The sequence below is a fragment of the Bradyrhizobium elkanii WSM2783 genome (assembly GCF_000472865.1).
Taxonomy (GTDB): Bacteria; Pseudomonadota; Alphaproteobacteria; order Rhizobiales; family Xanthobacteraceae; genus Bradyrhizobium; species Bradyrhizobium elkanii_A.
The window spans coordinates 1-19,294 of record NZ_AXAP01000101.1 but is presented as its reverse complement, the minus strand read 5'-3'; the positions used below and the strand labels follow the sequence as shown (position 1 = coordinate 19,294).

The window sequence follows — 19,294 nt, the reverse complement described above, 5'->3', positions numbered from 1 at the left end:
CTACCGTCCCGCAGCCGCGAGGAGCGCCTCGATCTTACCCAGCAGCCTCTGCAGCTCGATCGGTTTTGTGTCATAGTCGTCGCAGCCGGCGTCGAGGGCCTTGGCCCGGTCGGTCGCCATAGCGTGCGCCGTGAGCGCGATGATCGGGATCTTGCACAGCTCAGGCGCGGCCTTGATCCGGCGCGTCGCTTCCCAACCGTCGATCACCGGCAGGCTCATGTCCATCAAAATGAGATCGGGCCTGTCGCTCGTTGCCATTGCGACGCCGCGCGCTCCGTCCTCGGCGACGGCAACTTCGTAGCCGCCGCGCACGAGGCGCCGCGAGAGCATGTCGCGGTTCATCTCGTTGTCTTCGACCAGCAGGATCTTGGGCATCGCACAGCCTCGAGCCGGGCTGTGAGCACTGCTTGCCGGGATCGCCCGGATGCATCAATAGACGCTAGAAAAAATTAGCTTAGCACTCCAGCCTGCCTGTCGCATCACAAAAATGGCGAGTAGGCCGACAGGGAATTCCCAGAGTTCGAGGTGATTTTTCAGTGGCACAGTAGGTCACGGCCGTGTTCCTGTACTCAGGAACCGCAACCAATAGATGCGAGACGCGATCATTCATACTCGATAAAGCCCATAATTCGCACGTGTGGGGGCTTTCCATTCCTTGCATGTATGTACGCTGACATACCATATCGTAGCAGCAAGCGAACTCGCTGTTCAAGCTGTGAGTGACCAAGCATCAATCAAGCGGGGCCGCCGTAAGTTGGCGGCCTCTTTCATTTCAGACCAAACTTGTGATGTCGCCTGTTGGCCTAAGAGCGAAGTTCGGCTTGGCTTCGAAATGGTCCACTTTATCGGGGTAGAGCGGAAGTGATCAACCGATCAGCCAAATGGCGTTGTTGACCCAAAGCCGAAGTCATCAACGCGGCATCTATCCGCTTTGTACCACGACGCTGTCGCGTGGACTTGCTGGGCACACACAAACGCAACGTCCATCTGCTCATTGTTCAGTGCGACGACGTCGTGGCGCAAAGCCTTCTCCAGCACGAGGGACGCCAGCGGAAAGATTTGGCGCGAAAACCCGCTCGATCACGCCTGCGGCAATTTGGGGGTAAGCCGTTCGGGGGACGCTATTCCAAACGCAACCCCCAATGGGCGAGTTGACTGTCATTACAGCAGGATCAAAGTTTGGGGGCTTTGTGCAGTGAATGGCACGCGGGGTGGACGTCAATAACGTGCAGTCCAGTTGTCTCTTAGAGGAGCAATCCTATGACAAAGCTGATCTCTGCTTTCCTGCTAATAGGTTCAGTCGCGTTTGCCCCTAACGCGGCGCTCGCGGCGGGGCAGAAAACCGGATTCACTACGACCACCACAACCACCCAAGGGGGAAGCACTAACACCTGCAACGGCAATCCCGGGTGCACTACCACGACTACCTCCACGAACCCGGCCGGAAACAACCCCCAACCGTCGACGTGTACTGGCCCCCAGGGCCAATGCCAGTGAGGCCACGCGGAGCCTTGATGTACAATCGGCATGGATGCTTGACCTGACGCTGTGGCCCGCGAGGGCGTGGAGCAGGGCGTGCCGCCACGGTCGCCTTTGCCAGCAACCCGGCGAAAAGCCGGTGTTGCTGGCGGCGTGATCGCATTGGAATTGTCGTCGGAATAATGTTGGTCAGACACCCAGTGCAGCTGACCGCGGCCGGCAGTGCAGTGGGTGACCCGTCGCCCGCCTAATCTCGCTGAGGTCGGTCACGGGCCGGCCGGCCACGCAGTCCCCAATATGAAGGACTGCGGGATAGGAAGGACTACGGGACCACGACAGCCACGCCGGGCGGCTGCGGAAGGAGCCGCCCGCCATTTACGCAACACGCGTTTCTCATGAAGCTGCTGCTGGGATCTCTGGTCGCCGTCGGATTAGGAATGACGGCATACAATCGGGCGCTTCTCCCCGAGAACGCGTGGGATTCCGCTTGGACTCAAGCAGCGCAGTACCTCCCTGAGTTGTTGGTGGTGGGCGTCCCTGCTGAAGGTCCCAAATACCTTCTTGCGCCGGTTCATCGGGGGGACATCGCCACGACCGTGACGGCCAGCGGCGCGTTGTCGGCGATCACGACCGTTCTCGTCAGTTCGCAGGTCTCCGGGCAGATGCTACGCATCCTCGCGGACTACAACACCGAGGTTCGTCAGGGCGATGTGATCGCCGAGATGGATCCGCTCAGCTTCCAGATCGCTTTGGAGCAGGCGCAAAGCGAATTGGCTGTCGCCGAAACGGCCGTGCTGATTCAGGAGCGCCTTCGGGAAAAGGCGGCCGCCGATCTGGCCAGCACCGCCGCCGTAACGGAGAGGGCCCAATTCGCGACCGCGCGGGAACGCATCGTCGTCGCTGAGGCCCAGCGCGACCTGGAGCGCAAGCGGACCTTGGCCAGGGCGGACAACGTCTCGCAGGTTGAGTTATCTAGGACGCAGGCCGCGTTCGACATGGCGGTCCAAAGCTACAAGTCGGCGGAAGCCGACGAGCGCACCAAGATCGCGCTTACCCAGGCGGCCGAATCCGCGCGGCGCTCGGCCGAGGCGCAGGTGATTCATGCCAATGCGGTCGTGCAGCAAAGGCGGGCGGCCGTGAAGGCGGCGCAGACCGAGCTGGAGCGGACCAAGATTCGCTCGCCCGTCGATGGAGTCGTGATCGGGCGCACCATCGAGGAGGGCCAGCAGGTCACCGTCACCTTGCAGACCCAGACGCTGTTCACGGTCGCTCAGGACCTCCGCGAGATGCAGATTAAGATCTCGGTCGATGAGGCCGACATCGGCAAGGTCCGAGAGGGCCAGCCCGTCATCTACACGGTGGACAGCTTCCCCGGACGCGAGTTCCGGGCAGAGGTGAAGCAAATCCGCAAGGACTCCCACGAGAAGCAGAACGTGATCACCTACGTGGTGGTGGCCGACGCGCCGAACCCGGACAAGATGCTAATGCCCGGAATGACGGCGAACGCCCGCATTGTCATCGACGCCCACACCAACGTGCATAAGGTCCCCGTCGCCGCATTGCGCTTTGCCCCGGCCGGAGACCGCGGACCGGAAGCTTCCCACCTCTGGACCTTGGGGGAGGATCAACGGCCGAGGCCGGTTCCCGTCCGTGTGGGACTGTCGGACGGCAGCATGGTCGAGGTCTCCATCGCCGAGCCAGTCGAGCAGGTCATCGTCGGCGTCGATCAGAAAGAGCCGCCGCCCACTATCGCGCGGCGGATCATTGGGAGCATGTAGATGCCGCTGGTGGTCGTCTCGGATCTGACAAAAACCTACCTGCTCGGCCAGACGGCGGTGCCTGCGCTCCGGGGCGTGACGCTCGCCATCGACAGGGGCGAATTCGTCGCCGTCATGGGCTCATCGGGGTCCGGCAAGTCGACCTTAATGAACCTTCTCGGCTGCCTCGACGCCCCCAGCAGCGGCAGTTATCATCTCGCCGGACAGGACGTGCTGCGCCTGTCGAGCAACAAGCTCGCGGCAGTCCGCAACACGAGCATCGGCTTCGTGTTCCAGCAGTTCAATCTACTGGCGCGGGCGACCGCGCTCGAAAACGTCGAGCTTCCGATGGTTTATGCCGGCCTCGGGCGGCGCGAACGCAGGCGCCGGGCGCGCAACGCCCTGGCGCAGGTGGGCCTCTCGGACCGCGGGCACCATCGCCCCTCGCAATTGTCCGGCGGACAGCAGCAACGGGTCGCAATAGCCCGCGCCCTGGTGAACCAGCCGCTTCTTCTGCTCGCCGACGAGCCCACCGGTGCGCTCGACTCGGTGACGTCCGAGGAGATCATGGCCTTCCTGGTCCGCCTCAACGAGGGCGGGCTCACGGTGATCGTCGTGACTCACGACGCCGAGGTCGCCCGCTATGCACGCCGGGTCATCCACTTCAAGGACGGCAGAGTAGTGTCCGATGATTTGAACCAACACATCCGGGCCGCCGCGTGAAACTCGTCAACAGCACCCTTGCGGCGTTGCGCGCCGTTCGCGTCAACAAGCTGCGCAGCGCGCTGACCATGCTCGGCATCGTGCTGGGCGTGTCCTCGGTGACCGTCATGATGGCGGTCGGCGGCGGGGCGAGCCAGCGCATCCAGATCGAAGTGCGCAATCTCGGGGCGAACACCATCGTGTTGAACTCGGGGGCGCTGAAGAGTCGCGGCGTGTCCAAGGGACAGGGGTCACGACCGAGCGTCACGCTCGCCGATGCCCAGGCCATCGAGAACGAAGTCCCGGCTGTGGTCGCGGCCTCGCCGCAGCACAACTTCGCAGGGATGCAACTCATCTATGGCAATGCGAACTGGTCCACCCTGGTCACGGGGACGACGCCCGAGTATCTCACCATCCGCAACTGGGCCGTGAGCCGGGGCCGCGCCTTTGACCGCGAGGACGTGGTTCAAGGCAGCAAAGTGGTCGTGCTCGGGCGGACCGTGGCCGAAAAATTGTTTGGCAATCAGAGCCCGGTGGGGCAGGAAATCCGCATCAACCGCATTCCGATGACGGTGATCGGCGAACTGGCGGCCAAGGGGCAAAGCCTGGCTGGGCTCGACACGGACGACACCGCTGTCATCCCAATCTCGACCGCGTTCAATCGGGTCATCGGGCGCAATCCGGCGAACCCTCGGGCGATCTCGGGCGTGATCCTCAAGGTGCGCGACGGCGCCAACATGGCTGCGGCCTTCACCGAGATTCGTCAGGTCGTGCGCCAGCGCCACGGGCTCCTGCCTGCACAGGAGGACGATTTTCACCTCATCAACCTGACGGAGGTGATGCGGGCCAAGGAGGACTCGGCGCGGGCGCTCGGGATTCTGCTGGCGGCGATCGCGTCGGTGTCGCTGCTGGTTGGCGGGATCGGCATCATGAACATCATGCTCGTCTCGGTCACTGAGCGGATCCGTGAAATCGGGCTGCGGCTCGCGGTTGGCGCCCGAAGAAGCGACATCCTGGGCCAATTCCTGGTCGAGGCGACGATCCTGTCCCTGATCGGGGGCATCGCCGGGGTCGCCCTCGGCGTGGCCGGCGCCGTGGCCGTCGAGCGCTACGCCAATCTGGGCGTGGTGCTCAATGGACAGCTGAGCCTGGTCGCCATGGCCTTCGCGGCGGCAGTGGGGATTTTCTTCGGCTTCTACCCGGCCTGGAAGGCGTCACTGCTGCAACCCGTCGAAGCCCTGCGCTCGGACTGATGCAGGATACCAAAGCATCGGTTCGCGGCCAAGGTCTGCATGTGGCGCCAAGCGGCCGACCGCCATGTCCGCTAGATGTCTGCTCCTTGGGGGTGAAGCGGACTCGCTATGCTCAACCTGAGTTCTTCTGCGTGTGACCCGCGGCCGACGTTTCACCTTTGTGTGCCCATGACTGGTAGAGGAAGACGGCGGGTCCAACTCTGCCGAAGTTGCATAGCGCCTGCGGGCAATGGTGACCCAAGCTCCACTAGTGACGCGGATTAGGATCTTTCGCGACCAACACTGAGAGGACTTTATGAAGCAGCTCGGACGCCTTGTCGCCGTCGTGGTCTGCATCGCATTACCCGGCTTGGCCGCCGCCCAGACGGCCCCTGCAATTCCTCCGCCGATTAACACCCCAGACAGGGTCGAATCGCGCCTCGGCACGCTCGACTTCAAGGACGGGGCGCCAAGCAAGGCGACCCTCGACAAGGTCTACGACAACCTCGACTTCACGCACGCGTTTCGCGCGTTCGTGGACACGTTGCAAGGCGTCAGCATTCGTGCGTTGCACAAGGGTCTTCTGAGTGCCGGCGTGAAGGACAACGAGGTCATCGTGTTTTCCGAACTGATGGATGCCAAGTCGCTGTTTCTGACCGCCAACGCGGACACCGTCTATGCATTCGGCGTGCTCGATCTCACCACAGGGCCCATGGTGCTGGAGGTGCCCCCCAAATTTCTCGGCGCCATTGACGACTACTGGTTCCGATGGGTCACCGACATTGGCGCACCCGGCGGCGACCGGGGCGAGGGTGGAAAATACCTGATCCTGCCGCCGGGCTATGACGGTTCGACCCCGGACGGCGGCTTCTTTGTCGCCCGCGCCCGGACCGGCCGCGTCATATGGTTCGGTCGGGCGTTCCTTGAGAACAAGAATGACCCGAAGCCTGCAGCCGAATCGATCAGGAAGTTCACCAAAGTGTACCCGTACGAGCCCGGCGGCCTCGGTACGCCGATCGCCAAGTTCCTGGCAGGTAAGGCGCAGCTCGGACGGATTACACCACCGCCGCCGACCGTCTTCCGCGAAGGTAGCGGCAAAGTGATGGACACCATTCCCCCCAACGACTTCAGCTACTTCGAGCTGCTCAACGAGGTCGTGCAACAGGAGCCGGCCACCGCGCTCGACCCCGAACTGATGGGTCCGTTGGCCGCTATTGGCATCGTTAAGGGCAAACCCTTCGCGCCCGACGCGCGGATGAAAAAGATTATCGGAGAAGCGGTCTCGGTCGCTGATGCCACATCGCGCAGCCTGTGCATGAATCCGCGCGATCCCGCTTGGTTTTATTACCCCGACTCGGCGTGGTGGAACTATCTATTCGAGACGGGTTACCAATTCGAGACGCCCATCCCGCTGATCACGCGCGAAGGCGCTAAGCCTTTCCCGCCTACTGGTTACCGCACGCTTGATGCGCGGTCGAGCTTCTTCTATTGCGCTACTGGCATCTCGCCTGGGATGGCCATGCGGTTACCGGGCATCGGCTCGCAATATCTTTTTGCGACCATAGACGCTAACAAGCAGTATTTCGACGGCGCCAAGACCTACAAGGTAACGCTTCCCAAGGACATTCCCGAAGCGAACTTCTGGTCCTTCACGCTGTACGACAACCTGTCGCGCTCGATGCTGGATACACCCCAGCGCTATCCGCGCGCTGGCAGCCAAAGCTATCCTTCACCCGCTGCCGAACCGAATGCTGACGGCTCTACCACGGTCTACTTCGGCCCGCAGCAGCCGCAGGGGATAAAGCGCGGTAACTGGATTCAGACAGTGTCGGGCAAGGGATATTTCGTGATCCTTCGCCTCTACAGCCCTCTCGAACCATTCTTCACGAAGAGTTGGCGGGTGAGCGAAATTGAACTGGTTCAGTGAGGAAGCCTCGATTGGCGAATGCGTGACAATGGCTCCGCCAGTCTGAACTGAGGTGCCAGCGGGTTCAGAAATCCGATATAGGTGTCGTTGGCACTTACCGACGATCCCAAATGCTTCTCTGTTCTATCGCACTCAAGCGTTTTGGCCTTCGACCCCCAAGACCCTTATGCGACACCGCGTCGCACCACGCGGGTACGCGTCAGCCGAACCTGCATAGCGCACCGGTTCACTTGGTCGAGGATACCGTTCTCGCGTCAGCAGTGAGGGAGCAATCCCATGAGTGCGACCAAAGACACCTGTCTCGCTCTATTGGCATTGTTCATCGGCGCAACCGTGTCGGCGCCGCCGACAAGTGCACAGCAAACCACCGGCACGCCGGGATCCCCCAGCGCTACCACCACGATCAATGGAAAACAGCTGCCGCCGCCCGACCCGAAATTTGGCGGCATGATTAAGGACGACGCGCTGCAATCGAGGCCATGGTGGACGCCGCGGGTTGTTCCGCCGGAAGGCGCACCAAACGTGCTGCTGATTATCACCGACGACGCCGGCTTCGGCGTGAACAGCGTCTTCGGTGGTGTCATTCCGACCCCGACGATGGAGCGTATCGCGAATGAGGGCCTGCGCTACAACCGCGTCTTCTCCACAGCGCTCTGCTCGCCGACCCGCGCGGCGCTGATTACCGGGCGCAATCACCATTCTGCCGGTTTCGGCGTGATTTCCGAGCAATCGACCGGCTTCCCTGGCTACAACAGCATCATCGGCAAGGACAAGGCGACGATCGGCCGAATTCTGCTCGACAATGGCTACGCCACTTCGTGGTTCGGCAAGGACCACAACACGCCGGCGTTCGCGGCGAGCCAAGTCGGCCCGTTCAACCAATGGCCGACGGGGATGGGGTTTGAGTACTTCTACGGCTTCGTCGGTGGCGACACCAACCAGTGGGAGCCAAATCTCTTCCGTAACACGACACAAATCTATCCGTATCTGGGCAAGCCGCCGGGCACCTGGAATCTCATCACCGCGATGGCCGACGACGCCATCGACTGGATGACGCGGATGCATCAGACCGACCCGAGCAAACCGCTCTTCATCAAATACGCACCGGGCGCTACGCACGCGCCGCACCATCCAACCAAAGAGTGGGTCGACAAGATCAGCGCGATGCACCTGTTCGATGACGGCTACGAGAAGCTGCGCGAACGCATCTTCGATAATCAGAAACGGCTCGGGGTGATCCCGAAGGACAGCAAGCTCACGCCCTGGCCCAACGACCTCCTGAAGCCGTGGGACCAACTCGGTGCGGAGGAGAAGAAGCTCTTCATTCGCCAGGTCGAGGTCTTTGCCGCCTACGCCGCCTATAGCGATCACGAGATCGGCCGCGTGATCCAGCACTTCCAGGATCTGGGTCGGCTCGACAATACCCTGGTCATCTACATCAATGGCGACAACGGTACGAGCGCCGAGGGCGGGCCCCTGGGCACGCCCAATGAAGTGGCCTTCTTCAACGGCCTCAACAAACTGCCCGTCGACGTACAGATGAAGTTCTACGACGTCTGGGGCACCGACCAGACCTACAACCACATGTCGGCCGGCTGGTCGTGGGCGTTCGACACGCCGTTCGACTGGTTCAAGCAGAACGCCTCCAGGCTCGGCGGCACAAATCAGAACATGGTGGTGTCGTGGCCGGCGCGCATCAAGGACAAGGGCGCCTTGCGCGAGCAGTTCACCCACGTGATCGACATCGTGCCGACGATCCTCGAAGCCGCCGGTATCCACGCGCCCGACTACGTCGACGGCATCAAGCAGGCGCCCATCGAGGGTACGAGCTTTGCCTACACGTTTGATGCGACCAATGCCAAGGCACCGTCGCGCCACACGACCCAGTACTTCGAGATGATGGGCCAGTGGGCGCTCTACCACGACGGCTGGATAATGAGCACCAAGGTCAATCGCGCGCCCTGGGAGGCGTTCGGTCCGGCGAACCCCGATCCGCTGAACAATCAAGTCCTGCAGCTCTATAACCTGAACAAGGACTTCAGCCAGTCCGACGACATCGCAGCCAAGTACCCGGAGAAGGTCGAGGAGATGAAGCAGATGTTCATCGCCGAGGCCGAGAAGTACCAGCTCTTCCCGCTGGATGCGTCGGTCGCAGCGCGCATCATCGCGCCGCGTCCCAACATCACTGCCGGTCGCAAGGAGTTCGTGTACACGCGCCCGATGACGGGATTGCCGCAGGGAGATTCGCCGCTGCTACTCAACACGTCCTACACCATCACTGCTGACATCGACGTGCCGCAAGGTGGCGCCGAGGGCATGATCCTCACCTCAGGCGGGCGCTTCGCCGGCTACGGCTTCTACCTCTTGAAGGGCAAACCGGTGTTCCTGTGGAACATGGTCGACCTCGAACGGATCAAATGGGAAGCACCGGATGTGCTGTTGCCGGGCAGGCACACGGTCGAGTTCGACTTCAAGTATGACGGTATTGGCGTCGGCACGCTCGAGTACAACAACTTCAGTGGTCTCGCCCAGCCTGGTACCGGCACGCTCAAGGTCGACGACAAGGACGTTGCCACGAAGAAGATGGACCGCACGTTGCCGATGATCCTGCAGTGGGACGAGAGCTTCGACGTCGGCTCCGACACACTCACAGGGGTGAACGATGAGGACTATAGACCACCGTTCACCTTCACTGGCAAGCTCAACAAGCTGACGATCAGAGTTGATCGACCGCAATTGTCGCGCGGGGACATCAAGAAGCTCGAGGCGGCGATGCGAGAGAAGGCGAAGGCCGACTGATCCGAATGATGCAGTTGCTATAACCGCCGACAAAACTCCTAGATATTGTCGCGCATACTCTGAGGATTAGACGTGGGGGCGTTAGGGCGGTGTATGTTTGGCGCGAACAATTGGTGGGACCTCGTTCGCAAGCGTCCGTTAATCTTGTAGGGTGATCCGTACCCTAGTCAAACTGAGCGCAAATAAGCCTTCTCAGAGTATCGCAATCCTCGGCGCAGGCCGGAGCTACCCCGAAAGCGGACATACAAGCTGCACCGCTTCCTGATCCAAGGTGTCCTAACGATTCTCGTACCCAACAATCGACTTCAGCGACATGAATGCGTTCGAGGCCCAGTTCGCGGGCGTCGAGACCTGATCAGCCACATCGGCGTTACGAACGATGAAGTAGCGGACGTGAACCTTCGCGTCCTCCTTGCCAAGCAGTACATAGATCGTTACTTGCGCCAGCTCACTTAACGACCTTCCACTGGTATGAGCCAGCACCCATTAAGTTGTTGCGGTGCTTGAGACGCGCCATTGCTTATAAATCGTCCCCAAGCTTTCCCGTAAGGCCACTTCCCAATTTCGATCCGCTCGACAAGAAAGGCGCTGGTCGCGGTATTCCAAGTCCACCGGGTCACCTTGAAAGGAAGCCTCTCGTGGCCTTCCTTCCAAAGCTGAAAGACGTTCTTGTTGCAGTCGGGATCGATCATCGCCCTGCCTCCCAAGCCGCGCCAGCGCATCGCTCAAGGAAAGCGAGCGGCCGGAAGCCGCTCGGCTGAACGTTTTGGCGCTATGCGGTACGGCCGACGCGCCGTATCGCTTCTTCCTTGCTCCCGACGTGCGTCACTTCCTTGAGCACTTGGTTCACGGCCCGCACGTTGATTACATAGGCCGCCGCGATCTCGTGCTGGAACTGTCCGCTCCAGCGGCGCAGCCACACATCAACAGCTTCTTCGTCTGTGAACTTGGTCTTTCGGGTATGATTGTCTTGAATGACAGGCTTCGTCAATCTACTGTGTCCTTGTGGATGATGGAGACGCGAAAGCGCCTCCGGTGACCACGGAAAGCCGAGCCCGCCGTCCAAAGTGTGCTCGGTTTTTCCATGCGCGATTGCCGAAACAAGGCAAATCACGACTGGCAGCATGGAGCTAAGGCCGGGGGGACCGCAAGGTGGCGGGACGCCGTTCCCCACGTTAGGCGAGCGGCGGTGCCTCGGGCACGACCTTTAGCGGTTGCGTCTGACCGATGCGCGCGGTCCACCCTTAAAGGGGTTAATTGGCCTCAGTTCGCCTGCGGGTGGAGGTGCAAACTCGGGGAGCCAGCTTCCCGATATTATGACGCCTGAGATGCCGCCTAGGTCGACTACCCGGCCGCACTTTTCACAGGTCCCATAGCATGTCCCGGTCTGGTCACTGCACGTGACATCGCCGCCTGGCCCCCAGCAGCCGTAGGTTCCGCCACTTTCGAAATAGATGCCGCCGGCCGCATCACAGTGGTTCTTGATGTCCTGCTTTGAATGTGACCCGAGATAGGTGTGGCCGAGCGCGAACACCGAATTTGAGGAAACATCAAGTGTCAGGAAACCCAACATTGTGATGATCGCAATGAGAGCGTGTCTGTGCATGGGAGGTCTCCGGCAGCGAATCGCCTTGGGATTGTAACACAGCGACCCTCGCGTGCAGGGACGTCAGAACTGGTCCTGCACGCGGCGGTACGCCGGGTGCTTCGGGTTCTTGACCTTGATCCAGTGCGTGCAGCGGCCTGCGCTATAAGGGCGCTCGCGGTGCTTTGAGACCATGCCCTCCAGCCCCATCAGGCAGGCGTGCCGGAACCGGTCCGGACCGATCTCGCCGACCTCGTAGGCGCGGCGTGGATGCCCTCGGTACGGCGGGCGAGCAGCCGCGCGAGGTTGGTCTTGCGCATCGACAGCGGCAGGCGGCGGCAATCGTCGCCATCACCGGCCAGCATGTCGAAGGCATAGAACTGGACCTCGTCATCGTGCCGGCTCGAATGCAGCGCGGCCCAGTCCGACATTCCGTCGACGTTGAGCACCAGGGCCTCGCCGTCGAGCACGAAATGGCTGGGCTTGAGCTTGCGCGCGGTTTCGACAATCCAGGGATGGCGGTCCGTATAGTCGTGGCCACTCCTGCTTTTCAGGCGCACGCGATCGTCCTCCCGGATGATCATCATCCGATAGCCGTCATGCGTGCTCGTGGAACCAGTCCCGGCCGGTCGGCGACGTCCTCGGCCATGACCGGCAGGGCGAACTCCAAACGCCTGCTCATATGCGTAGATAGAAAGACATGGACGAATTGCGAATCCGGTTTATTGACGCCCAGCCGCCGACGGGCTGGAATGCTGGTACCCCGTCATCGTGAGGTTAGTTATGCGTTCCTCACCTTCGATTGCCCCCGGGTTCGACCGGGACATTTATCTCATGCTCGACGACTACGGGCAGCGCCTCGGCCGGGCTTGGCCCGAGATGAACGAGGAGGACACTGACCGCGAGACCTTGCTGCGCCACCTGATGGAAGGGCAGTACCACAACCCGATCCGGATTGTTTCCTTCAACACCAGCGAGGGCTGGTCGCAGGACGCCTCGGAGGAGATCGCCGCCGAGCTGCGCCAGCGCTGCGCCGAACGCGGCGAGGTCCCGCCGACGCTGGAGAACTTTCTGGCCCGGCATGGGCACCGCAACGATATCCAGCTTTCGCTGCTGTCATGAGCGGCATCTCCAAGATTGTCGAATCCATCCTGGAGAACCACCGCGATGTGGTGCAGCGTCGTGGTCGGCTGCCGATGTGGATGATCTATGACCGACCGGCTGATCCCGGACTGCTACGTCGCGCATGTTCGAGGTCGGCGGCGACAGCGAGGCGCCGCAGCCGAGCACGGTGATGTTGCGGACAGTCGGGCCGAACGAGGGACTGAAGATGCTGCGCGACGCGTTCGAGGCGGCGGACCTGCGCCGCCTGCCGCGCTCGGCTGGCGACCAGCCACAGCTCGTGGAAAGCTGGGTCTATGTTTTTTAAAGCTGCGGCACAAACTGCACTGACAACTGGTAGCATTCATTAGCGCGAGCCGCCAGCGATCCAGCTGGCGCTGCCGATGCGGCTATAGGCCTTCAAGTCCGGTGCGCTGTTTGCGTTTGTGATACGCTGAATCGCCACAGCGCCGAGCGGCCTTTGCCTTCACGCGCGACCATGCCGGCTTTTTCCAGCCGCCACAGACTTATAAGAATCGAAGAGACTTTGCCGGGCAGCGTTTCGTGAACGGAGACGTCATGGCCGAGTTTCAGCATTTCCCGAACCATGGCTTCTGCTGTCATCGGCCCGTGCTCGGCAAGGATCTTGCGTGCCACTATCAGCCGCGTGCTGCTCAATTCATCCTCGCGGGGGGTTGACCGCCCCGGCGCCGGTCACCGGAACCTGCGCCGGGGCGTCGCTTCCTCCCGGCTCACCTATGGAGGCCCCGGTGATCGGCCGAGAGATCGCCGACCGAGACAGGCACGCTCGATGCCGCGCGTCAGTGCACTATGTAACCGAAGGGCGCAGAAATTTGAGTTGGTTGCGGCACAAAGTGCACTGACCTCCGCGCTGAAGTTGTGCTTTTCTCTCCCTGCGACCTCTCGCTGATCGAACCCCAGCCACACCCAAGCCCCGGTGGGTGAGAGGGCGCGCGCCCCGGTGCCGATCCGCCCAATGATCGCGCCGGGGCGGCTAATTTCGCGGAGGCTACGTCATGCACGACCGTCTGTTTGCTGCGCTCGTTATTATGGCGAGCATCGTGTCGACGATCATAACTGCGGTTGCGGTTCTCTCAATCGACTGACTTGGCTGGCAGCCTAGATCGGCCGCGCCGATATCCAGCTTTCGCTGCCCTTTAGGAACGGGCCTGTTCTGGCGAGGTTCTATTGTCGCACGGAACGTTGGCTCACAACGTGCGTGCGACGACAAACTCGGCAGCTCCGGTCCATGACGACGGCTGGGCTGCTTTTTTGTGGCGATGGACTGACGTGTGACGAAACCGAATTGCCCGGTGTGCCACGGGCTGGGCTGGGTGTGCGAAAATCACCCGACCGGCCCTGGTCAGAGGACGTCTTGGGATGTCAGTGCGGAGCCGGCATGCCAAGCGAGTGCACCCGCGGCGACGGAATTGATGAGCCTGATGTGAGCGGCGTCCTTGACGAGTCCCCACCGGTCAAACACTAGAACCGGGCGTCTCCGCCTGGGGCGCGGTTGATACGGCACAAAGTGCACTGACACCCACCCAGCAGTTGTGCTTTTCTATTTCTGCGTGGACTCGGCACGCCCGCTGCTGGAAGCCTCTCTCAGGGAGGAGGAACGGATGGCCGCGTGGGTGGAGGCCAATGTCGAGAAGGTCACGATGCAGTACGTCGACATTCAGGGCCATCAGGCCGCATGAGCACATGAGCACCTGACAAACTTGCAGCGATTGTCGTCGCACAAAGAAGATCAGGTGAGCACCACGTGCGCCTCGGCATGCTCGCATGCTAATAGGCCATTCTGCAGTGATCTTCACGTAGGTGTCGCTCTCATGCATCCACAGCCAGCCGCGCTCGATCGCGAACTTGATGCCGCCGCCGTATTCGGCCGGCTTGGCTTTGTCCTGGGAGAGAAACGGCTAGTTGATCTTCTCGATGTGGATGCGGCCGTGCTGCACTGGCTCGACGGCGTTGGCCAGCTCCATGATCCGGCGAGCGGCCTTCTCCGGGTCGGCATGGCCGGTCTTCCGCGTAGTTCATGCGGCGAACCTGCCTTCCTTGTCGGGGCCGCGCATGACGATCTTCAGAACGTGATCGGGCACGGCCGTTGCAGCGCCTTGGCTTCATCCCACGGTGCGCGCATCCAAACGTCCCGCTCTTCGTCGGTGGTCAGGATCACCGGCATCGCCTTCGGATGGATCGGCTCGACGACCGCGTTCGGCGATGTCGTGAGAAAACCATAGACCTGATGCGGGGTAGGGACCGGCCTCGATTTCGTGCCGCGATCGCCGTTGAACATCGTCCAGATGCCAGCGAAGGCGAACAGCGGACGGTTATCGTTGAGCGCGAACCAGACGACGTCCTTTTTCTTGGTCTCCGGTTCGGCTCCGGCGCGTACTCGGCGAAGCTGTTGGCCGGCACTCAGCCAGCCCCGCCATTGCGGCGACGATGTGTTGCGGATATTGGTGACCGGCGGCGCGGCGACGGTGGCATGCCCCAGCGCATCATTGTTAGCGCGCATCCATCGCCGGCACTGCGGACGATCGGCGCGGCGTAGTCCGGGAACACCCCTATAGTCGACATCATCCGCTATGATGCGACGGACGGAATGTTTGTCGACTCATCGGTCAGATCCAGCGCCGCGAGCCGGTTCAGGCTGCCAAGCTGCCGTGCCGGGTCCGCCGAGTCGTCCAGTTCGGCAAGGGAGTCAAGCAGCCGCCGATAGGCTCGCTCGGCAACCGCGGACGGCAGCGGCGCTTCGTCGAATTCCTCGATATACTTGCCGACGATGCCATCAAGCAGGGCGCACATCGCCCGTTGCTCGGGGTGATCAGCGGCAAGCCGCGAAAGTTTGAGCTGGAGGGCTTTGAAGGTCTTCAGACCTGGATGCTGGCCCGAAAGCCAAGCGTATAATTCCTTCATGGACAGCTCCTTAACTAGGAAGAAGCTGCAAACTTGTACATGAGCGGACGACGCTCGAATAGCGGCTTTAGGTACAGGGGCCGTGCGAATTCGCAAGTTGGAATGGCGGCCCGAAATGGCGGCTATTGGAACATTGCCGCTGTGTTCGCGGTCGTAGTGCTGCTGCAGCCCTCCTCGTGAAAGCACGTTGAATTCTGCCGGCTAGCGTACTCGGCTCTAAGCCCCTCCCGTAACCCTTCCATATGTGTTGCCTCCTTTTCGGGAGCGTACTCCCTTGGAATTTAAGAAGCTGCCGTACTATCGCTCACCCGGCCACCATGTCGAGGGTGGATCGCTCGCCGTGATCTTGGTGGTGCGCAGCGCCACCAGATGGCTGCGCTTGTGTGGATAGCCGCGCACCTGAGAGCAATCCTTGCAGCGCATATAGCGCTCCAACTCATGGACCGGCGTTGCCTTCGGTCGCCGCACGATGTCGAGGGCCACGGTCTGATGCGTGTCACAGCCGAGGCATTTCACTTCGAGATAACCAAACCAGCATTGAGGGCATCGCCCAGCGTGGGTGAAGGCTGCGCCGGCCCCTGAAAGGCCAGCATGCGCTTGTTCCACGCCGTGCAGGCGAGCCGGTCGGCTTTCTTACGTGCTTCCGTCGTCCGCTCTGCCGCTGCCCGGACCGACCCGCCGTAAATGGTTTCTCGTGACTTGGGGTGCCCACGCCAGGGGAGAGGATGCGCAGGGCGGCGCGGGACAGGCAAGCCGCTAGGATTGCGGTGGAGGACGGGATGGGCACAAGGCGATTGGTGGAAGGTGACTCGCGTCGCGGGAGCCGGGTCCTCCCAAGACGGTCTAAGCCGGGCCCACGCGACCGCGCCTACTGAGGATATTTCCAGTTTTCATTTTTCGAGTTTTGTTTGTACCTGAGTACACAAAGAGCGGTGCCGCGATGTGGCTTATGTCGGGCCTGCAAGCGCCGATCTTCGTCGCGGCGGTCGTCGTTGTCGCGGTACCGGTAGCGGTTTCGTGGCTGGCCCCGTAGACCATGATCGAGGGAGGTCATTGGCAGATCGAGAGCACTCAGAGGTCTATGCGGCGCTCCCACGCAGCGCGCGGCGGGCGTTCGCTCAACGTCTTTTTTATTCTCTTAGCAGAACGTGGTGCTGTCCGTATTTGAGCCCCGGTGTCCGGCAGCCTAAGTAATAATACTGAATTTCGCGGTCAGATCGGATGGCCTATCATGACGGGGAACATCGCGTTCAAATCCCCGGTTCCGGCATGAACGTGCAGTGTCGGCTGGATGTCGTGGGTGAGAATTGAGCGGGGCGACACTAGCAAGAAGTCGTCTGCTCGGGATGCCACTTCAAAGCCAGGAAAACCAGCAAGGTATTGGGCCAGACGTAAGGGCCGCAATTGGCGGTCTCGTCGCGCGGTAATCGAGCTGGATATAACCTAGACGGGGCTCGGGCCCCTAGGCGCTCCGAGCCCCGCTTCGCCCGACAAGGAGGCTCACATGTCCGTAAGCAGCTTCGAAGATGATTTGGGATCAGCCGTGCACTACGCACTAGAGACGACCCATGCCATCGCAGTGTGCCCCTTCCACTTGGACGTGACGATCCGCACCGGTGACGACGCTGCTGAAACTCATGCTATCGCGCGTGCCAGAAAGCTCGTCAAGCGCGATGGCACGACGTGGGAGGGAGAAGTTCTCCGAAAAGAGTTTGGACGCCAACTCAGCAAAGCCGTTGACCGGTACTGTCCTCACTGTGCCCGGTCGGGCGGCTCGCTGGCAATCTACGACGATGCCGACGTCAATCCTCCTGCCTCCGGCCCTCAAGATGAGACAGCGATGTCCTCGCTTTCCGACGAAATATTTGCCTGCGAGGGCTGCGGTGATCTCGTTGCGCTTGAGAAGGCGAAGCTGCCGAACGACACTGAGGGCCTCAATAAGGCCCGGAACGGCTTGCTCAAACGCTTCAAGAAGCAAGCCAAAGTCGCCCATGCTTCCCGAATAAAGGAACGGTTTTCGGAGCTCGAACAGCAGTAAGCGCTCGCGGTTCTGTCGGATCGGACGCCAGGCTCCCGATCTCGGCGGGACTTAACTGCCCTGCTGCTTGATCGTCCAATCATATTGCGCAGCGGGATCATGCGGCGGGCCATCGCCAGCCCTTTTGCGCCTGCGACTATCGCGCGCGGCGCGCCGATCGGATGGGACGCAGGTCAAGCGCCGCGCGGCCGACGGCAAAACCACCAGAAACTAGTGGTTTTTTAAAAAGGGCCGCGGAAACGGCGGGGTTTGGCCGCGACCGATCTGACGCTGCCGATCTGACGCTGAATGATCGGCTCGACGATCTGATCTTTGCAGCTTAAAGCCGCCGATCCATACTGCAATTTAGTGAGCGTACCGGGAGGATACCGCGATGGGCATGTCAAAATTCGAATTGCTTGCTGCCGCTGCCGAGATCACCAAGGGCGACATCAAGGGCAAGAGCCTGCAAGAGATCACGCAGCTGATGACCGTGACACAGTACGTCACCGGTCTCTGCCTTAACGAGATCCGGGATCGCGGCCAGTTGGTACTCTACATGGGCAACGTCGTTGTGCCCTATGAGTGCGACTACGTGCTCGAAACTGCGCTGACCCGCACCGAGCACAATCGAAACGCTTGCGTGAATTGAGGTGGCGCGGACAGCGCGCCCCTAACATCGACATCAGGTGTCAGGGAAACGTTTAGGCGGCCAACGCCCCTAGTCGCACACCGGAGCTGACGACGGTGCCGCAATGCAATTTGGGAAACCGGTGGGTCCAATATGTTGAATGGGTGCCGTCGCGCGGGCCCCGCATTTCCTCGCGCTCACCAAAGGCCCCAAGAAGCCGATTGGGACGCGGTCGCCCCTAACTCCTGCTGTACTGGTCTTGATCGTAGGCTTGAAGGATGCGGATAAAATCGGCCATGCTGGATCGATCCCGATTGCCGGCCATAGCCGCGACCTGAGCATTGGACGCCGGCTGGCTGCCTTGCCAAAGCCGCATTAGGAGATCGGCGATGTTTTTCATAGCGTATTCTCCGCAGCCAACTGTGGCAGTAGACACTAATTACTGGAGCGGCAACGCGCGGCTCGATTAAGGGGAAGGCCGGCGGGCGCTACGCCGCCGACCTTGTCCTGCAACTGCCGGCTCGCGGCCGGTTCCGTTGCTTTTCACTCCGCATCATTAGGTAGTAGCACCGAGCACTTTGTGGAAGCCATTGAGCGCGAGTATGAAGTGACGGTACTGAGGTTCGCTCCGACTAGTGAATCGGTATAGGTCGACCAGACGTCGGTCGAATCCCAAGGGGGGCACACAAAAAGGAAGGCCGCCTGCGTTGCCACAAGCGGCCCAAGTTTAGGGAGGAAACGCCCAAGGAGGGCAGCGATAGCGGGTCGGGGGGAAGAGGGGTCTCGCTACCGCATGCCCTTATCTAAGATGATCGCGATCAACCGCTCAATTGAACGTCGGTAACCGTCGGGCACCTGAAGGGGCCACGGGACCGATACGAAGGTTTATGGCGCTCGCCCTTAAACGCGGAGATGTCAGCTTCTGACGGCCAAGCGGAAATCTTGCGATCGGTCAGAGCATCACTGCTCGTGGTGGAGTCGAGATGTGGCGCGGTGGCTTTAGGCTACACATATCTGTTGCCGCCCCTTTCGTCTGGCGGTGCCTTAGTGGTGTAGCCGTGACTCCGTTTCCACATCCCGCTCGTCGAACCGGACAGGCAGATCTCCCGCATCCGGCTCTC

General features: G+C 61.2%; 17 protein-coding genes and 2 pseudogenes. 10 read left to right on the top strand and 9 right to left on the bottom strand.

Annotated elements, in window-relative coordinates:
* Nucleotides 1-375 (bottom strand): response regulator, encoded by a 375-nt coding sequence (locus YY7_RS0143195; RefSeq protein WP_028168559.1) that lies wholly within the window; start codon nt 373-375, stop codon nt 1-3.
* A 1,499-nt stretch (nt 376-1,874) separates the two neighbouring features.
* Between YY7_RS0143195 and YY7_RS54850 the strand changes: the two genes are divergently transcribed.
* From YY7_RS54850 to YY7_RS0143160, 5 genes are all read left to right on the top strand, one after another.
* Nucleotides 1,875-3,257 (top strand): efflux RND transporter periplasmic adaptor subunit, encoded by a 1,383-nt coding sequence (locus tag YY7_RS54850; RefSeq protein ID WP_051397240.1) that lies wholly within the window; start codon nt 1,875-1,877, stop codon nt 3,255-3,257.
* A complete protein-coding gene (locus tag YY7_RS0143175; protein ID WP_028168557.1) occupies nt 3,258-3,959 on the top strand; it encodes an ABC transporter ATP-binding protein in 702 nt (233 codons plus the stop codon).
* Complete coding sequence (locus YY7_RS0143170; RefSeq protein ID WP_028168556.1) at nt 3,956-5,191, top strand: ABC transporter permease; 1,236 nt, start codon at nt 3,956-3,958, stop codon at nt 5,189-5,191. The genes YY7_RS0143175 and YY7_RS0143170 overlap by 4 nt, the downstream gene beginning before the upstream one ends.
* 295 nt (nt 5,192-5,486) lie before the next feature.
* Entirely contained in the window at nt 5,487-7,097 is a 1,611-nt protein-coding gene (locus YY7_RS0143165; protein ID WP_028168555.1) for a DUF1254 domain-containing protein, read from the top strand.
* Nucleotides 7,098-7,373: 276 nt separating this feature from the next.
* Nucleotides 7,374-9,896: an arylsulfatase gene (locus YY7_RS0143160; protein WP_028168554.1), complete on the top strand. Its 2,523-nt coding sequence runs from the start codon at nt 7,374-7,376 to the stop codon at nt 9,894-9,896.
* A 452-nt stretch (nt 9,897-10,348) separates the two neighbouring features.
* On the opposite strand, the gene YY7_RS59295 is transcribed toward YY7_RS0143160, so the two are convergent.
* From YY7_RS59295 to YY7_RS64870, 3 genes are all read right to left on the bottom strand, one after another.
* Nucleotides 10,349-10,588, bottom strand: a complete 240-nt coding sequence (locus tag YY7_RS59295; protein WP_245287628.1) for a hypothetical protein — start codon at nt 10,586-10,588, stop codon at nt 10,349-10,351.
* 80 nt (nt 10,589-10,668) lie between these two features.
* A complete protein-coding gene (locus YY7_RS0143150) occupies nt 10,669-10,887 on the bottom strand; it encodes a hypothetical protein (protein ID WP_028168552.1) in 219 nt (72 codons plus the stop codon).
* Between the two features lie 803 nt (nt 10,888-11,690).
* Entirely contained in the window at nt 11,691-12,068 is a 378-nt protein-coding gene (locus YY7_RS64870) for a hypothetical protein (RefSeq protein ID WP_349642714.1), read from the bottom strand.
* Between the two features lie 247 nt (nt 12,069-12,315).
* Here YY7_RS64870 and YY7_RS0143140 point away from each other — a divergent pair, with 247 nt between their 5' ends.
* Nucleotides 12,316-12,603: a cytochrome P450 gene (locus tag YY7_RS0143140; RefSeq protein ID WP_245287627.1), complete on the top strand. Its 288-nt coding sequence runs from the start codon at nt 12,316-12,318 to the stop codon at nt 12,601-12,603.
* 124 nt (nt 12,604-12,727) lie between these two features.
* On the top strand, nt 12,728-12,910 hold the full coding sequence (locus YY7_RS0143135; protein WP_028168550.1) for a hypothetical protein: 183 nt from the start codon (nt 12,728-12,730) through the stop codon (nt 12,908-12,910).
* Nucleotides 12,911-13,002: 92 nt separating this feature from the next.
* Here YY7_RS0143135 and YY7_RS0143130 read toward each other — a convergent pair whose 3' ends face one another.
* Complete coding sequence (locus tag YY7_RS0143130) at nt 13,003-13,260, bottom strand: hypothetical protein (RefSeq protein WP_155255574.1); 258 nt, start codon at nt 13,258-13,260, stop codon at nt 13,003-13,005.
* A gap of 914 nt (nt 13,261-14,174) precedes the next feature.
* Here YY7_RS0143130 and YY7_RS64000 point away from each other — a divergent pair.
* Nucleotides 14,175-14,303, top strand: coding sequence for a ferritin-like domain-containing protein (locus tag YY7_RS64000; protein ID WP_245287629.1), 129 nt, complete (start codon nt 14,175-14,177; stop codon nt 14,301-14,303).
* A gap of 336 nt (nt 14,304-14,639) precedes the next feature.
* Here the strand turns inward: YY7_RS64000 and YY7_RS54840 are convergent.
* The 3 genes and pseudogenes from YY7_RS54840 to YY7_RS54835 all read right to left on the bottom strand — a co-directional run bounded on the left by YY7_RS54840 (nt 14,640) and on the right by YY7_RS54835 (nt 16,277).
* A pseudogene (locus YY7_RS54840) lies at nt 14,640-15,189 on the bottom strand (SOS response-associated peptidase family protein).
* Between the two features lie 3 nt (nt 15,190-15,192).
* The gene (locus tag YY7_RS64865; protein WP_349642712.1) at nt 15,193-15,711 is read right to left on the bottom strand and encodes a hypothetical protein; all 519 of its coding nucleotides are present in this window, start codon (nt 15,709-15,711) and stop codon (nt 15,193-15,195) included.
* Between the two features lie 111 nt (nt 15,712-15,822).
* A pseudogene (locus tag YY7_RS54835) lies at nt 15,823-16,277 on the bottom strand (hypothetical protein).
* A 752-nt stretch (nt 16,278-17,029) separates the two neighbouring features.
* On the opposite strand from YY7_RS54835, the gene YY7_RS62330 reads away from it, so the two are divergent.
* Both YY7_RS62330 and YY7_RS0143090 read left to right on the top strand, forming a co-directional pair.
* Entirely contained in the window at nt 17,030-17,563 is a 534-nt protein-coding gene (locus tag YY7_RS62330; protein ID WP_063623453.1) for a hypothetical protein, read from the top strand.
* Nucleotides 17,564-17,936: 373 nt separating this feature from the next.
* The gene (locus YY7_RS0143090) at nt 17,937-18,194 is read left to right on the top strand and encodes a hypothetical protein (RefSeq protein WP_028168547.1); all 258 of its coding nucleotides are present in this window, start codon (nt 17,937-17,939) and stop codon (nt 18,192-18,194) included.
* A gap of 217 nt (nt 18,195-18,411) precedes the next feature.
* Here YY7_RS0143090 and YY7_RS62325 read toward each other — a convergent pair whose 3' ends face one another.
* The gene (locus YY7_RS62325; RefSeq protein WP_196237421.1) at nt 18,412-18,573 is read right to left on the bottom strand and encodes a hypothetical protein; all 162 of its coding nucleotides are present in this window, start codon (nt 18,571-18,573) and stop codon (nt 18,412-18,414) included.
* Nucleotides 18,574-19,294 lie beyond the last annotated feature (721 nt).

Bases quoted from the DNA above. Each gene is read 5' to 3' on its own strand.
- YY7_RS0143165 (WP_028168555.1), top strand. From the start codon at position 5,487: ATGAAGCAGCTCGGACGCCTTGTCGCCGTCGTGGTCTGCATCGCATTA.
- YY7_RS62325 (WP_196237421.1), bottom strand. From the start codon at position 18,573: ATGAAAAACATCGCCGATCTCCTAATGCGGCTTTGGCAAGGCAGCCAG.
- YY7_RS0143090 (WP_028168547.1), top strand. From the start codon at position 17,937: ATGGGCATGTCAAAATTCGAATTGCTTGCTGCCGCTGCCGAGATCACC.
- YY7_RS0143140 (WP_245287627.1), top strand. From the start codon at position 12,316: ATGCTCGACGACTACGGGCAGCGCCTCGGCCGGGCTTGGCCCGAGATG.
- YY7_RS0143135 (WP_028168550.1), top strand. From the start codon at position 12,728: ATGTTCGAGGTCGGCGGCGACAGCGAGGCGCCGCAGCCGAGCACGGTG.
- YY7_RS0143160 (WP_028168554.1), top strand. From the start codon at position 7,374: ATGAGTGCGACCAAAGACACCTGTCTCGCTCTATTGGCATTGTTCATC.
- YY7_RS54850 (WP_051397240.1), top strand. From the start codon at position 1,875: ATGAAGCTGCTGCTGGGATCTCTGGTCGCCGTCGGATTAGGAATGACG.
- YY7_RS64870 (WP_349642714.1), bottom strand. From the start codon at position 12,068: ATGATGATCATCCGGGAGGACGATCGCGTGCGCCTGAAAAGCAGGAGT.
- YY7_RS0143195 (WP_028168559.1), bottom strand. From the start codon at position 375: ATGCCCAAGATCCTGCTGGTCGAAGACAACGAGATGAACCGCGACATG.
- YY7_RS59295 (WP_245287628.1), bottom strand. From the start codon at position 10,588: ATGATCGATCCCGACTGCAACAAGAACGTCTTTCAGCTTTGGAAGGAA.
- YY7_RS0143175 (WP_028168557.1), top strand. From the start codon at position 3,258: ATGCCGCTGGTGGTCGTCTCGGATCTGACAAAAACCTACCTGCTCGGC.
- YY7_RS62330 (WP_063623453.1), top strand. From the start codon at position 17,030: ATGTCCGTAAGCAGCTTCGAAGATGATTTGGGATCAGCCGTGCACTAC.